We start from the raw sequence: 15389 nt of genomic DNA, 5'->3' as shown, positions 1-15389 counted from the left end.
ATTAGACGTTATAAATTAGTAAAAAGCATACAAAATAATTGGTTGCCTCGATTTATCAATATGCTTTGCAGTTTCTTTAAAAGCATTTACGGAAAGCATAGGACATCCCAAGCTTAAACATGCAGGATTTTGAGATTCTACATCAGGAACACATCCAAATGAATGAAGAACAATTGCTCTCTTCATTGCATTATTATTGGTTTCGTCCAATCCCTTCAAACGATAGGCCTTTCCAAATTGTCCTACATAGCTTTCTCCAATTGCATATTTCCCTAAGGAAGACTGATATGAACCCTCAATATTGCTGAATTTTAAAGCACTTGATTGAGGAGTTACAGAACCCGAACCATGAGAAACAATAGCTTTTTGAACTATTTTATCATTTTTCAGATCATAGATGAAGTAACGATATTTCCCTGACGAAATTTTAAAATTAATAAAGACAGCCAAATCCTGGTTGTACTCTTTACCCTTGATATAATTTTTAATTTCAGAAATTTTTGACTGAGGAACATCAGCAACATTTACCTGCTGTGATTCAATTTTTGAACAAGAAATTAAAAATATTAAAAAGAAAATAAAATGTTTCATCATCTATGTAAATATTGCTATTCTATAATCATACCATCTTTCATAACGAGTTTACGGTCTGTAATTTCAGCAAGATTTGGATTATGGGTTACAATCACAAAAGTCTGATTATACTTATCTCTAAGATCAAAAAATAACCTGTGAAGGTCATCCGCATTTTTTGAATCCAGGTTTCCCGTTGGCTCATCAGCAAAGATAATTTTAGGTGAATTGATTAAAGCTCTGGCAACAGCAACCCTTTGTGCTTCTCCACCTGAAAGCTGGTTGGGTTTATGATTAAGTCTCTGTTCAATTTTCAGGTCTTCAAATAAAGCATAGGCCTTTTCAAGAGATTCTTTCTCATTTGCACCTGCAATTCTTGTAGGAAGCAACACATTTTCCAAAGCGGTAAACTCAGGAAGAAGCTGATGAAACTGAAACACAAAACCAATATTTTGATTTCTAAACTTTGATAACTGCTTATCATTCATATTAATAAATGATTCTCCTGCAATTTCAATTTCAGTATCATATTTTCCGGATTGTGTCGGATGATCCAAGGTTCCTAAAATCTGCAGCAATGTTGATTTACCTGCTCCTGATTCCCCTACAATAGAAACAACTTCTCCTACCTTGATATGAATATCAACTCCTTTCAGTACTTCTAAATTCCCATAAGATTTATGGATATTTCTTGCTTTAATCATGCTTCAAAAATAGTAACATATTGTCGATTTTACAACAAATTACATTAACATTATTTGTATTAAAACAAAAAACCTCCCGGATTGGGAGGTTTTTATTATTTCTACATTAGAAATTACAGTAACAATGTTAATGGGCTTTCTAAATAAGTTCTTAATGTTTGTAGGAACTGAGCTCCTGTAGCACCGTCTACTACTCTGTGGTCACACGCTAATGATAACTTCATGGTGTTTCCAACTACGATCTGACCATCCTTAACGATTGGTTTCTCGATAATTGCTCCTACTGAAAGGATCGCAGAGTTCGGTTGGTTGATGATACTTGTAAATGTTTCGATTCCGAACATTCCAAGGTTAGAAATAGAGAATGTAGATCCTTCCATTTCGTTAGCCTTAAGACCTTTACTCTTAGCTCTTGAAGCCATATCTTTTACAGATGCTGAAATCTGAGTGTAAGACATTTGGTCTGTATTCTTCAATACAGGAACTACCAATCCGTCAGGAATAGCGACTGCTACACCCACGTTGATGTTTCCTCTGTGAATGATCTTATCTCCAGCCCAGCTCGAATTTACCTGTGGGTGTTTTCTTAAAGCAATTGCTGTTGCCTTAATGATCATATCGTTGAATGAAATCTTCGTATCTGGTAAGGAATTGATTTCTTTTCTAGCCTCAATTGCTTTATCCATGTTGATCTCAACCATCAGATAGTAGTGAGGAGCAGAGAATTTACTTTCAGAAAGACGTTTTGCAATAATATTTCTTACCTGTGAGTTTGGAGTCTCTGTATCTTCTCCCTGAACGAAGTTTACTGCAACTTGTGCTGCTGCACTTGCAGCCGGAGCTGAAGCAGCTGGTTTCGCCTGAGATGGCTGATAGTTTTCAATATCTTTTTTAACGATTCTTCCGTTTTCTCCTGAACCTTGAACACTGTGGATGTCAACTCCTTTATCCTGAGCCATTTTCTTAGCCAATGGAGAAATTGCCACTCTGTCAGAAGATGAAGCATCAACAGCCGGAGCAGCTTTCTCTTCAGTTTTAGCTTCTGTCTTTTGTTCAGCAGGCTTTTCTGAAGATTGAGCAGCAGCTTTTGGAGCTCCTACAGCAGAAACATCAGTTCCTGCAGGGCCAATAATTGCCAATACAGAATCAACCGGAGCACCAGCTCCTTCTTCTACACCTTGCTTCAATAGTACTCCATTGAATTCAGATTCGAAATCCTGTACTGCTTTATCTGTTTCAATTTCTGCAAGAAGATCTCCTTCTTTTACTGTATCTCCAACATTTTTGTGCCATTTAGCTACTTTACCCTCTGTCATTGTATCAGAAAGTCTTGGCATAGTAATAACTTCTACTCCTGCCGGAACATCAGCTGTAGCAGTTTCAACAGCTTCTGTCTTAGGTTGCTCTTCTGATTTTGTTTCTTCAGAACCAGCACTGGGAGCAGCTGCTCCACCTATTAAGCCTGAAATATCTTCTCCCTCATTACCGATGATTGCTAAAATAGAATCAACAGCAGCAGCAGCGCTTTCTTCTACACCAATATATAAAAGAGTACCTTCTACCTCAGATTCGAAATCCTGAACAGCTTTGTCAGTTTCAATTTCAGCTAAAATATCTCCTTCCTTTATTTTATCTCCTACTTTTTTATGCCATTTCGCCACTTTACCTTCCGTCATAGTGTCGGAAAGGCGGGGCATCGTAATTACTTCTGCCATAATTTTTATTAATTTGAAAATTTAGCAATCTGAAAATTTGAAAATTAAAAAAGTAACTGTTATAGTCTCATTTTCAAGTTTTCAAACTGTCAAATTAACTCATTATCTTTTAGTTTTCTAATTTGTCTAAGAATGGATAGTTTTCCTGAGCGTACACATATTCATATACTTTCTCAGCATCTGGATACGGAGAATTTTCCATGAATTCGATACATTCTTCAACAAAGTCTCTAGACTTGTTATCCATAGCTTCCAATTCTTGTTCTGTAGCCCATCCGTTTTCTAAAATTCTGTGTTTTACCAACTCGATTGGGTCATCATTTTTGTGAATTGCTACTTCTTCCTTAGATCTGTAAGGTTCAGCATCAGACATAGAGTGCCCTCTGTAACGGTAAGTTCTTGCTTCAATGAACGTTGGTCCGTCACCTCTTCTTGCTCTTTCAATAGCCTCATAAGCAGCTTCAGCTACTTTTACAGGATCCATTGCATCTACAGCAAGACAAGGCATTTCGTATCCTAATCCTAATTTATAGATATCTTCGTGGTTAGCAGTTCTTTTTACAGAAGTTCCCATTGCATATTGGTTGTTTTCTACCACAAATACTACAGGAAGTTTCCAATTCATTGCCATGTTAAATGTCTCATGCAGTGAACCTTGTCTTGCAGCACCATCTCCAAAGAAACAGATATTCACTGCTTTTCTGTCAAAATATTTATCCGCAAAAGCAATACCTGCTCCTAAAGGAATTTGTCCTCCAACAATACCATGACCTCCGTAGAAACGGTGTTCTTTGCTGAAAATGTGCATAGAACCACCCATACCTCCAGATGTTCCGGTAGCTTTACCGCAAAGTTCTGCCATGATTCTCTTAGGATCCACTCCCATCGCCATTGGATGGATGTGGCATCTGTAAGCAGTAATCATACTATCCTTTGTCAGATCCATTGCATGTGTGAAACCAGCAGGAATCGCTTCCTGACCGTTATACAAATGTAAAAATCCTCTGATCTTTTGTTTTAGGTAAAGAGAACGGCATTTGTCTTCAAACCTTCTCCACATTGTCATATCTTCATACCACTTCAGGTATACCTCTTTAGAAAATTCTTTCATGTGTTAGCTCTTGCTTTTTTATGATGAAATAGTTGAGCAAAATTATGAAAAAAACTTTGTTTTTATTCTATACATACATAACTTTTCGCTTTTTCTGTAAAATCTATTTGCAGGCCGAACGGATTATTCTTAATTTTCGACCCCAGGAAAGACTCATAAAACAACAATTTATCTATTATTTTCTGACTGTCATATATAAGAAATATGCCTATTCGCCTGTCTTCCCGTAAATAATAAATAAAGGAAGAGACTTGGGAATACATTACGTTTTATCCCCCTACTTCTATCATCTTTAATTATTGTTAATATATCTTTTGGTTATTTTAGCAACCTCTTTTCTGGGGAAAAATCTGTAATTTTCAGGGTTCTGTCTTCAATTTCATTCACAAAATCACCATATAACTTTGCTGTTTGCATCTTAATATCTTTCCATTCTTTATCTGCCATAAATCCTTGCCATGCTGTTTTCATTGCATTTTCATCTTTCCATTCAAGAAGATATACAAACTCTGTTTTTCCATTAAACTCAGATTCCCATATTGATACAATCGTAAAACCATATTTCTTCATTATTCTAAGAGCATGATCTCTAAATCTATCTAAAAACACCTGCTTATTTTCTTTCGGAATCTCATAAATCCTTAATTGATGAATGGTAGAAGAATCTTTTTGGGAAAGCCCCTGTCCAAAGGCTGAACTGCAAAAAAGAATCAATAATACAATAAATATGTGTTTCATTATAATAGGTATTGAATGACTACTAACAAAAAATCAAATCCATTTTTCTTAAAAATAGAATAATTAAAATTATGAAATTACAGAAATACTTACTATTAATTTTATAGGAAAATATCCTATGTATTATCAAAATCATCTTCAATTTTCTTTATTTCATCTTTCTAACCTCATTTGTTTTTTGGGCTTATAGTCTTATATTTGATTTTTAAACTTTAATATGGAAGAAAACAAGTCTTCATTGCTACATAAAACATCAAAGGTTATCTCCGATTTTTTCAATCCTCTGGTTTCACTGATTATCTTTTTTGTGTATATGAGCACAAGGGAATACACTGCGAAGGAGTCTTTCCTTTACTTTCTTCCCATATTATTAATGATTATCATACCTGTCGTTGTCTGGCTCGTATGGAATGTAAAAACCGGGCGATACACCAATATGGATGTCTCTAACCGGGTACAAAGAAAGACACTCTACATATTTATTGCAGCCTGTGTCATTGCCTATCTTGTTTTTAATTACATCAAGAATGGTTATATTGATTTGGTCATGCTGTTTATTTTAATTCTGCTTTTTTCACTTCAAATCAGCAATTTTTTTATTAAAAGCTCCATGCATACTTCATTTAATATATTTGTAGCTGCATTATTTTTCAGCTTAGACTGGAAAATGGGCCTAATTTGGCTTGGGATCGCTATTTTGGTAGGAATTACCAGAGTTATTTTAAAAAGACACACCATAAAAGAAGTATTTATGGGCGCTGGAATAGCTTTTGTGGTATCTTTTATTTATCTTTATTGCAATATACAATTTCAACATTAGAAGAATATATGAAAATTAATCATCTTACTGCCGCAGAAGAAAACTTTATGAAGCTGTTTTGGAAAATGGAATCTTTCTATCTGAAGGACGTTATGGAGCAGCACCCGGAACCGAAACCACACCAAAATACGGTTTCCACATATTTGAAAATATTAGTTGAAAAAGGCTATTTATCTACAGTAAAGGAAGGAAGAATCTTTAAGTACACCGTAATTGTTCCGTTTGAAGAATATAAAAAATTCTTACTAAAAGAACTTTCGCATAACTTTTTTAATGATTCAGGAAAGGAAATTCTGGAGTTTTTGTTCAATGAAAAATTAATATCACAGGATGACCTAAAAGGTTACTTTGATCTTAAAATTGAAATTAAGCCTGCAAAAATTGAGGAACCAAAGTTTGAAGTTGCTGATGAGATATTAAATCCAAAGAAAGAAAAGAAAGGTAAAGTCAGTAAGGACAAGGAAAAAGATAAAAAGAAGAAGAAAAAGAAACAATAAAAAAAGCGGCTTAAAAGCCGCTTTATATTTTTACCAACGATTTCCACCGCCGTTACCTCCACGGCTGTTTCCACCGTATCCACCACCGTTACCTCCACGGTTGTTTCCGTAACCACCACCTCTGTTGTTGTCAAAGCTTCTTCTTGGCTTTTCTTCTCTTGGCTTAGCTTCAGATACGTTTAATGTTTTACCGTTGAATTCTTTTTGATTAAGAGCTTCAATAGCTTGCTTTCCTTCTTCATCACCCATTTCTACGAAACCGAAACCTCTAGAGCGACCAGTCTCTCTGTCTGTAACGATTTTAGCTGATGATACATCCCCAAATTCTGCGAATAGATCGTGCAACTCATACTCTTTAGTTGCGTAATTGATGTTTGAAACAAAAATGTTCATTTTGAATAAATTAAAAAATTAATAAAAATTTGGTATATAAAAGAAAAACAACATAAATTAATGAACAAATATTGATTCCAAATATAAACGTATGCAAGATACAATTAAAAATGTCAAATCAAAGCTTTTTTTTACATGTTTCTCACTTTAGTTTGAATTCAAACGCATTACACACCTCTAATATTATTAAAATACATTGATTATCAATCAATTAAATGATAAAATTAACAAAAGTTAAAGTTAGTTAATGTAACAAAAAATCAACAGATAATTATAAGGATTAATTACATATCATTACCTTTATTAAGAATGTAAATGTATAAAATCATTCATTTATGGATTACAATCGTCATAAATTGTGAGATTACCTGATCAAAATAGCATTTAAAAAACAAGGAATAGTATTATATTTATAAACAGGTTTTAATACAATCTCATTATGTTATGAAGCAACACACCACCAATTATATTAATACGTTCATCGAGGTTGCCGAAGACTGCCCGACTTTCCAGGCACAAATACCGCCTGAAAAGAAAGAAAAAACCTTGGCCAATCTTCAGTATGAACAAATCAGCCAACACCCTTATCAATATTCGTCCGATGATATTATTTTTGAATGCTATTCTTTTAAAAACGATATTTCAGAGAACGAAAAACAGGAAGCAAGAGATCAATTCTTTTCCAAAGGTCAGGCTTGTCTACGATCCTCTCCCCTAGCCAAAAGATATGGATTTGGAATTCATCATAACCAGGAAGGAAAAGTAGCCATCTTTCCTATAGAAAGTGAAGAATATCAAAAACTATTGAATGACCCCTCTATTGCGAAAACAAAAGCGATGCGCTCCAAAAGAAAATGATTGAGAAAATGAATAATTCTTTTCAGATCAATGAATGCGGATCTTTTGACAACTCCATCTTTTAATACTAAATTTGTACTGCAAATTATTTAAGAATATGAATTATCATACTAGAAAATGGGTTAAACCCGAAGATTTAAATCCTAATCACTCTCTTTTCGGAGGAAGACTGTTACAATGGATTGATGAAGAGGCCGCATTATATGCTATTATTCAATTGGAAAACACAAAGGTTGTCACTAAGTTTATTTCAGAGATTAATTTCGTGAGCTCAGCAAAACAGGGTGACATTATAGAAATAGGGATTGAGGCATCTCATTTCGGATCCTCTTCCATTACTCTAAAATGTAACGTTCGAAACAAAATGACCCATCAAACCATTATTACTGTTGATAAAATTGTAATGGTTAATCTGGACAACGATGGAAATCCGGCTCCTCATGGTAAAACTCAAATTGAATTTGTAAAAGACAGATTAAATAGCGAACAATGAAGATTTTCATAAAGAACATGGTCTGTAGCAGGTGTATTGCCGCTGTAGAAACGATCTTCAATAATGCTAATATTAAAACAAGTTCCATTATACTTGGTGAAGTAGAAACAGAGGCAGAAGTCCCTGTCAATATCATGAAATCCATTGAAGAAAAACTTCTGGAAACCGGTTTTGAGAGAATTATGGATTCTACACATCAACTCGTTGAAAAGATTAAAAACCTAATCATTGTGAAAGTCCGCGAACTGGATATTGATGAAGATTTTCTGCTTTCCGAATTTTTAAGTTCAAAACTTCATAAGGACTATAGTTCTCTTTCAAAAACATTCTCACAAAACGAAAATATCACCCTGGAACAGTTTTTTATTCTTCAAAAAATAGAAAAAGTAAAGGAACTGCTTCTATATAATGAATTTAACCTTACTGAAATTGCAGGAAAATTAGGTTATAAGAGTGTACAGCACCTTTCTTCCCAATTCCGGAACGTTACAGGTTTCACTCCTACCGAATTCAAGAAACTAAAGGATCATCACAGAAAACCACTAGATCATCTTTAAGGTTTGAGTCGTCGAGCGTGGGAGAGTTTTACTATTATAAAAAACAACACTCTCCCACTCTAACACTCTAACAATTACAAAACCCCAGTACCCTCAAGCCAAATTCTATAACTATTATCCTTAAATTTATAACAACCTTAGCTTTCCATTTTGGAAATTTGTAATATAAATTTAAGAATCATGGAACAACAGTATAAAATTCTCGGAATGACCTGTTCCGGTTGCCAGAAAAAGATCTCTAACCAACTGAATAGTATAGACGGGGTAAAGGCTGATGTAAATCTGGAAAACAATACCGCAACAATTACTTCTGACCACGAAGTTGGACTTTCAGTTTTAAACGATGCATTGGCAGAAATAGGAAAATACAGACTTGAAGACCCCAACAATCCTGAAAAAGCGTTTGTAAAGCCACAGGACCGCGTATCTCCATCCTCAGTATACTATTGTCCAATGGAATGCGAAGGAGACAAAGTTTACTTCAAACAAGGTGAAAGATGCCCAGATTGTAACATGTACTTAGTTCCTATTGAAGAAAAACTGGCTAAGGACCCTAATCACAAGGCTGCTTATTCATCCAGCAATCTTCCTGAAAACTTCAAAAACAGTGTTGGAAAACACTATTGTCCGATGTTTTGTGAAGGAGATAAGGTGTATGATGAAAAAGGGGATTGTCCTGTATGCCATATGCATTTGGAAGAGATCACCAATGATCTTGCAAAAAGCGCGGGAGAACATCATCATCACTCACAGTCACACAGTCACAATCATAGCCATAGTCATCATCATGAAGCTCCTAAAGTTACAGATGAAATGGCCGGAAAATACTATTGCCCAATGTATTGTGAAGGAGACAAAACCTACGATTCCAATGTAGGATGTCCGGTATGTGGGATGGATCTTGTAAAATACCCTGAAAAGAAAACAGCAAAATACACATGTCCGATGCATCCTGAGATTATCCGGGATGAACCGGGAGACTGCCCGATCTGTGGAATGGACCTTGTAAGAATGCCGGACAACCAAGATGACGAAGAGGATGAAACTTATAATATTCTAAAAAGAAAATTCATCACCTCACTTGCGTTTACCATTCCTGTCTTCATTTTATCAATGGGTGGAATGTTTATCAATTTTCCTTTCTCCCATCAGATTCAGGGATATATTGAACTTGCCTTAACCCTTCCTGTTATGTTCTATTCAGGTTGGTTTCTATTGAAAAGAGGCTGGATATCATTTAAAACATGGAACCTTAATATGTTCAGTCTCATCGCACTGGGAGTGGCAGCAGCATTTATTTTCAGTATTGCGGCATTGGCTTTTCCGGATATTATTCCAAATGAAATCAGAGGACATAATCATGAAATCCCATTATATTTTGAGGCGGTCTGTGTCATTCTGACTCTTGTAATTTTAGGACAGCTGATGGAAGCAGCAGCCCACAAAAAGACAGGAAATGCCATCAAGGAACTGATGAATTTATCCCCCGATGAAGCCAACCTTATTGTAAATGGTGAGGAAAAAAGAGTTTTACTTTCCCAGGTAAAAATCGGAGACCTATTAAAGGTTAAACCGGGTGAAAAAATTCCTGTTGACGGAAAAATCACAGAGGGAAACTCTATTGTTGATGAAAGTATGATTACAGGAGAACCAATTCCTGTGGAAAAAGGTGTAGACGACAAGGTTTCTTCAGGAACCATTAACGGAAACCAGGTCTTTATTATGAAGGCTGAAAAGGTAGGTGACGAAACCCTCCTTTCGCAAATCATTAAAATGGTGAACGAAGCAAGCCGCAGCAGAGCCCCTATCCAAAAACTTACAGATAAGGTCTCAAAGGTATTTGTTCCTGTGGTAATCCTTATCGCGGCGCTTACCTTTATAGCATGGCAGTTTTTCGGTCCGGAAGGGAAAAGAAGCTTGTTTGCCTTTGTAAATGCAGTGGCTGTTTTAATCGTAGCCTGCCCATGTGCTCTAGGTCTGGCTACTCCGATGTCCTTAATGGTAGGAATCGGGAAAGGTGCCAAAAATGGTATTCTGATTAAAAATGCGGAAGCTCTTGAGCAAATGAACAAGGTAAATGTTTTAATCACCGATAAAACAGGAACTTTAACGGAAGGAAAACCTTCTGTAGAATATATTGAAACAGTAAATAATGAAAATAAGAACCAGATTCTAAAACTTGCCTTTTCTTTAAATCAAAATTCTGAACACCCACTTTCCAGTGCCGTGATCAAAAGGGCAAAAGAAGAGAATGTATCAGCAGAAAAAGTGGATCAGTTTGAAAATGTTTCAGGCAAGGGAATAAAAGGAAACATTAATGGTAAAACAGCTTACCTTGGAAATGAAAACTTATTAACCTCGCACCAAATTCAGATTCCGAATGAGTTGAAACAAAAGGCAATTGAAGTACAATCAAAGGCACATACTATTTCCTATATCGCACAGGGTCATCAGGTTTTAGGGTTCATCAGCTTTACGGATAAAATTAAAGCCAGCTCCAAAAAAGCAGTAGAACGATTAATGAGTGAAGGGGTTGACATTATTATGATGACCGGAGACAATGAGCATACCGCAAAAGCTGTTGCCACAGAGCTTGGAATCAAACATTTTAAGGCTAACTGTCTTCCGGAAGACAAATTAAATGAGGTAAAAAAACTACAGCAACAAGGGAAGATTGTAGCAATGACCGGTGACGGAATCAATGACTCTCCTGCTCTTGCCCAGTCAAATATAGGAATTGCAATGGGAACCGGTACTGACGTTGCCATAGAAAGTGCGGAAATTACTTTATTAAAAGGAGATATTCTGGGAGTAGCAAAAGCAAAACTCTTAAGTGAAAAACTTCTTAAAAATATTAAGGAAAATCTGTTCTTTGCATTTATCTATAATGTATTGGGAGTTCCGGTTGCGGCAGGATTATTGTATCCTTTCTTTGGAATTCTATTATCCCCGATGATTGCAGCAGCAGCCATGAGTGTAAGCTCATTATCTGTGATTCTAAATTCATTGAGACTAAACTCAGTAGATCTGGATATAAAATAGCAGTATGAAAAAAGAAAATCTTTACATTGGATGTTCAGGATTTTACAATAATGACTGGAAAGGGTCATTATACCCTGAAGATGTTCAAAGTAAAGATTTTCTTTCAATATATGCCAAAACCTTTAATGCGGTGGAAATCAATTCAACATTTTATAGAATTCCAACGGCTAAAACACTTTTAAAATGGTATGATGAAACCCCCGACCCATTCAGGTTTTTCATTAAAATTCCAAAATCTATCACCCATCTGGCCCGTCTTACAGATTCAGCAGAAGATATTAAAGTATTCTGCAAACATATACAGAATCATCTTAAACATAAACTTTCCGGCTTTTTATATCAATTTCCGCCATCTTTTAAAAATACGCCGGAGAATACCAACAATATCATCAATAATATTGATTTCAATTTCTTAAATGTAATTGAATTTCGCCATGAATCTTGGTGGAGTAAAGAAATTTTTGAAACCCTCGGAAATGTAAATATTGTTTTTTCCGGAGTAAGCTTCCCCAACAATCTTCCTGAAGACTTTATCATCAATCATGCTGAAATCATCTATTACAGACTGCATGGAAAACCTATTCTTTACAAATCTGAGTACAGCACCAGTGTTCTTAACAACCTTGCAAAAAGCATTAAAACAAGCACGCAAACAATTTTCATATTCTTCAATAATACATGGGGAACTTCTGCCATTAAAAACGCCTCCTATCTTAAAAAGATTTTAAAATAAAGTCTTAGTTGTATTTATCCTTATTAAACGGTCTCAGCTTATTTGTTAAAAAAAATAATTCCCAGCCATTTGAAGAATTCGTAAATCTCAATAAAAAATAGAGAATAACTATCGTTTTCGTATTTATAAATGTTAAAAATTATAGAAACCGAAAATATAACTTCTCAATAAGTATTTTAATAAAAAATACCCTTAAAACAAAGTTCTTAAAATATCCTTAAATTAGTAAAACATGGCAATCAATGGCATATAATTTGTTAACATTCAAGCGTTATTTTTAACGATTTTTAACAATTTAATTTCCATTACCCTTATGAGAAAAATTTTTGCGGGAAAGTCACGAAATAGGACTTTTCTCGGGATGTTTGCATTGGTGAGTGCAACTTCTGTTCTACTGAACAGCTGTAATTTTAAGAATGAAGTGAATGACTCTGTCAGCTCGCAGGAACATCCTACCGCAGAACCCGTCACCAAGATAGATGATGAAAATGTAGATCCGGATAAAAGAGTAATCTACCTTACCTTTGATGACGGCCCCAACCAGGGTACAGAAAATCTTTTAAAAATCCTTGACAAAAGAAATGTTTGTGCAACCGCTTTTTTAGTTGGAAAACATGCATATGGAAGTACAAAACAAAAGAAAGACTTTGAACTTTTGAAGCAAAATCCACTGATTGAATTAGCGAATCATAGCTTTACGCATGCCCATAACAAATACACTGATTTTTACAGAAGTGCAGAAAGTGTTGTTCATGATTTTGATATCGCTAAAGACAGCCTTAAGCTTCATGATAAAATAGCAAGAACCCCAGGCAGAAATATTTGGAGACTAAACAATATTAACGTAACTGATATTAAAGGCTCCACTGCAGCGGCAGATGGCCTTAAAAAAGCAGGATATAAAGTAATCGGTTGGGATCTTGAATGGAGACCTTCTCAGAAAATGACATTGAAGGGAAGCCATGAAGCCATGCTGAAAAAAGTAGACAGTATCTTCCTGAATGATCTTGAAAAAACATCAAGACACCTTGTATTTTTAACTCACGACCAATATCTTAGAGACACAGACTCTATCAATGAATTGGATCTGTTTATTGAAAAACTACAGAAAAGCAACCGATTTGTTTTCAGAAAGATTTCTCAATATCCGAAGATAAACGAGGTTTTGAATTAATCTATTTTATAAAAATACAGTGTAAAAGGTATTGTTAACTGGGAACTCTCAGGTAAATTTCGGAAATTTGCATTTATGAGTATTAAGGAAAATTATCAAGATATAAAAGATCAGCTTTCGTCAGATGTTCAACTGGTTGCGGTTTCAAAAACGCATCCAGTTTCTGCTATACAGGAAGTTTATGATCTTGGCCAAAGAGTTTTTGGAGAAAACAAGGTTCAGGAATTGATGGAAAAATCCCCTCTCCTGCCTAAAGACATCCAATGGCACCTGATTGGGCATTTGCAAACCAATAAAGTAAAGTATATTGCTCCATTTATAGATACCATACAAAGTGTAGATTCTCAAAAATTATTAACTGAGATCAACAAGGAGTCAGGAAAAAATGAGAGAACAATTAAGGTTCTGCTTCAAGTAAAAATAGCAGCTGAGGAAAGTAAATTTGGATTTGAAATATCAGAAGCTAAAGATCTTTTCCAACAGTATGTTGCGGGAAGTTTTCCTCACATTGAGATTACAGGCTTGATGGGAATGGCTACTTTTACGGATAATGAGCAGCAAATCAGAAATGAGTTTTTAACTTTAAAAGGTCTTTTTGATGAATTAAATCAACTAAAACCATTAAAAACCTTATCAATGGGAATGAGTGATGATTTCCCCATAGCCATTGAATGTGGGGCTAATTCTGTAAGGGTTGGATCTGCCATTTTTGGGAGAAGAGACTATTCTAAATAGAATTTTTAGGTATGGTTTTTGCTAATAATTGAAACAAAAAATTTAAATTTGCAACTATGCAAAAAATCCTTATAGTAGAAGACGAAAAAGCAATCTCGGGAGTACTTCACAGTATTCTGTCTGATGAACTTACAGAATATGAATTTGTTATCGCTGAAGATGGCCTTGAAGGTTACAAGCAGGTAGAAAAAGAAGACTTCGCACTGGTGATTTCTGATATCAAAATGCCTAAACTTTCTGGAACTGAACTTTTAAAGCAGAGTCTTATATTAAAACCAGAAACTACTTTTATCATGATCTCAGGTCACGCAGACATCGATTCTGCTGTTTCCTGTTTGAAAGAGGGTGCATATGACTTTATCTCCAAGCCAATTGACATCAACAGACTGATCACCAGTGTAAAAAATGCGCTGGCTAAGGAAACTCTGAAGAAAGAAAACAAAAATCTTCAGACTGAAAACAAAACCTTAAAAAGAAAAGTTAACAAAAAATACCAAATGATCGGTACCTCTCCTGCCTTGCAGAAGATTCAGGATATGATCGAAAAGGTAGCCGTTTCCGATGCCCGAGTTTTGATTACAGGACCCAATGGTGCTGGAAAGGAATTGGTAGCTCATGCTATCCATAACCAAAGCGAGCGTGCAAGAGGACCAATGATTGAAGTAAACTGTGCTGCAATCCCATCTGAACTTATTGAATCTGAGCTTTTCGGACATGTAAAGGGTTCTTTTACCGGTGCTATCAAGGATAAGCAAGGAAAATTTGAACAGGCTAACGGTGGTACTATCTTCCTTGATGAAATTGGAGATATGAGCCTTATTGCTCAGGCTAAGGTATTGAGAGCGCTTCAGGAAAGCAAGGTTTCTCCTGTAGGAAGCGATAAGGAAATAAAAGTTGACGTAAGAGTAATTGCGGCGACTAATAAAAATATGCAGAAAGAAATTGAGGAAGGGAAATTCAGAGAAGACCTTTACCACAGACTTTCTGTAATTGAAATCTATGTTCCGCCATTGGATGACAGAAAAGAGGATATCAAATTATTGGTTGAACATTTCTCTGGTATGATTGCTGATGAGCATGGTACTGCTATGAAAAAGTTTGATGATAAAGCTATTGATGCTTTAAAAGCACTTTCATGGACTGGAAATATCAGAGAATTAAGGAATGTTGTTGAAAGATTAATTATTCTTGGTGGAAATACTGTTTCTGCAGATGACGTTGCAAGTTTTGTAAGGAAATAATAAAG

The 15389-nt window shown here is 35.3% G+C and carries 16 protein-coding genes; 10 read left to right on the top strand and 6 right to left on the bottom strand.

Annotation, left to right across the window (positions count from 1 at the left end):
• Window positions 1-15: 15 nt before the first annotated feature.
• The 5 genes from SCA31_RS12605 to SCA31_RS12585 form a co-directional block, all read right to left on the bottom strand.
• Entirely contained in the window at window positions 16-594 is a 579-nt protein-coding gene (locus SCA31_RS12605; protein WP_410697350.1) for a murein L,D-transpeptidase catalytic domain-containing protein, read from the bottom strand.
• 14 nt (window positions 595-608) lie between these two features.
• Entirely contained in the window at window positions 609-1277 is a 669-nt protein-coding gene (locus SCA31_RS12600) for an ABC transporter ATP-binding protein (RefSeq protein ID WP_410697349.1), read from the bottom strand.
• A 113-nt stretch (window positions 1278-1390) separates the two neighbouring features.
• Entirely contained in the window at window positions 1391-2992 is a 1602-nt protein-coding gene (locus SCA31_RS12595) for a 2-oxo acid dehydrogenase subunit E2 (protein WP_410697348.1), read from the bottom strand.
• A gap of 109 nt (window positions 2993-3101) precedes the next feature.
• Complete coding sequence (gene pdhA / locus SCA31_RS12590; RefSeq protein WP_076355631.1) at window positions 3102-4103, bottom strand: pyruvate dehydrogenase (acetyl-transferring) E1 component subunit alpha; 1002 nt, start codon at window positions 4101-4103, stop codon at window positions 3102-3104.
• A 318-nt stretch (window positions 4104-4421) separates the two neighbouring features.
• Entirely contained in the window at window positions 4422-4841 is a 420-nt protein-coding gene (locus SCA31_RS12585) for an NIPSNAP family protein (RefSeq protein ID WP_410697347.1), read from the bottom strand.
• A gap of 217 nt (window positions 4842-5058) precedes the next feature.
• Here SCA31_RS12585 and SCA31_RS12580 point away from each other — a divergent pair, with 217 nt between their 5' ends.
• Entirely contained in the window at window positions 5059-5661 is a 603-nt protein-coding gene (locus tag SCA31_RS12580) for a phosphatase PAP2 family protein (protein ID WP_410697346.1), read from the top strand.
• An 8-nt stretch (window positions 5662-5669) separates the two neighbouring features.
• Window positions 5670-6158, top strand: coding sequence for a BlaI/MecI/CopY family transcriptional regulator (locus SCA31_RS12575; protein WP_410697345.1), 489 nt, complete (start codon window positions 5670-5672; stop codon window positions 6156-6158).
• 30 nt (window positions 6159-6188) lie between these two features.
• Here the strand turns inward: SCA31_RS12575 and SCA31_RS12570 are convergent, their stop codons facing one another.
• Window positions 6189-6551 carry an RNA recognition motif domain-containing protein gene (locus tag SCA31_RS12570; RefSeq protein WP_076355637.1) on the bottom strand — a complete coding sequence of 121 codons (363 nt, stop codon included), beginning with the start codon at window positions 6549-6551 and terminating at the stop codon, window positions 6189-6191.
• A 444-nt stretch (window positions 6552-6995) separates the two neighbouring features.
• Between SCA31_RS12570 and SCA31_RS12565 the strand changes: the two genes are divergently transcribed.
• The 8 genes from SCA31_RS12565 to SCA31_RS12530 all read left to right on the top strand — a co-directional run bounded on the left by SCA31_RS12565 (window position 6996) and on the right by SCA31_RS12530 (window position 15384).
• Window positions 6996-7409, top strand: a complete 414-nt coding sequence (locus SCA31_RS12565) for a DUF6157 family protein (protein ID WP_410697344.1) — start codon at window positions 6996-6998, stop codon at window positions 7407-7409.
• A gap of 97 nt (window positions 7410-7506) precedes the next feature.
• Window positions 7507-7902 carry an acyl-CoA thioesterase gene (locus tag SCA31_RS12560; protein WP_410697343.1) on the top strand — a complete coding sequence of 132 codons (396 nt, stop codon included), beginning with the start codon at window positions 7507-7509 and terminating at the stop codon, window positions 7900-7902.
• On the top strand, window positions 7899-8459 hold the full coding sequence (locus SCA31_RS12555; protein WP_410697342.1) for a helix-turn-helix domain-containing protein: 561 nt from the start codon (window positions 7899-7901) through the stop codon (window positions 8457-8459). Before SCA31_RS12560 ends, SCA31_RS12555 begins: the two co-directional genes overlap by 4 nt.
• Window positions 8460-8639: 180 nt before the next feature.
• Window positions 8640-11501, top strand: a complete 2862-nt coding sequence (locus SCA31_RS12550) for a heavy metal translocating P-type ATPase (RefSeq protein ID WP_410697341.1) — start codon at window positions 8640-8642, stop codon at window positions 11499-11501.
• Between the two features lie 4 nt (window positions 11502-11505).
• On the top strand, window positions 11506-12234 hold the full coding sequence (locus SCA31_RS12545; protein ID WP_410697340.1) for a DUF72 domain-containing protein: 729 nt from the start codon (window positions 11506-11508) through the stop codon (window positions 12232-12234).
• Window positions 12235-12547: 313 nt separating this feature from the next.
• The gene (locus SCA31_RS12540; protein WP_410697339.1) at window positions 12548-13408 is read left to right on the top strand and encodes a polysaccharide deacetylase family protein; all 861 of its coding nucleotides are present in this window, start codon (window positions 12548-12550) and stop codon (window positions 13406-13408) included.
• A gap of 75 nt (window positions 13409-13483) precedes the next feature.
• Window positions 13484-14143 (top strand): YggS family pyridoxal phosphate-dependent enzyme, encoded by a 660-nt coding sequence (locus tag SCA31_RS12535; RefSeq protein ID WP_410697338.1) that lies wholly within the window; start codon window positions 13484-13486, stop codon window positions 14141-14143.
• 56 nt (window positions 14144-14199) lie between these two features.
• Window positions 14200-15384 (top strand): sigma-54-dependent transcriptional regulator, encoded by a 1185-nt coding sequence (locus tag SCA31_RS12530; RefSeq protein WP_410697337.1) that lies wholly within the window; start codon window positions 14200-14202, stop codon window positions 15382-15384.
• The last annotated feature ends 5 nt before the right edge of the window (window positions 15385-15389 follow it).

The sequence above is a fragment of the Chryseobacterium sp. SIMBA_028 genome (genome assembly GCF_046535285.1).
GTDB lineage: Bacteria > Bacteroidota > Bacteroidia > Flavobacteriales > Weeksellaceae > Chryseobacterium.
This window is presented reverse-complemented; position numbering and strand designations above follow the sequence as displayed.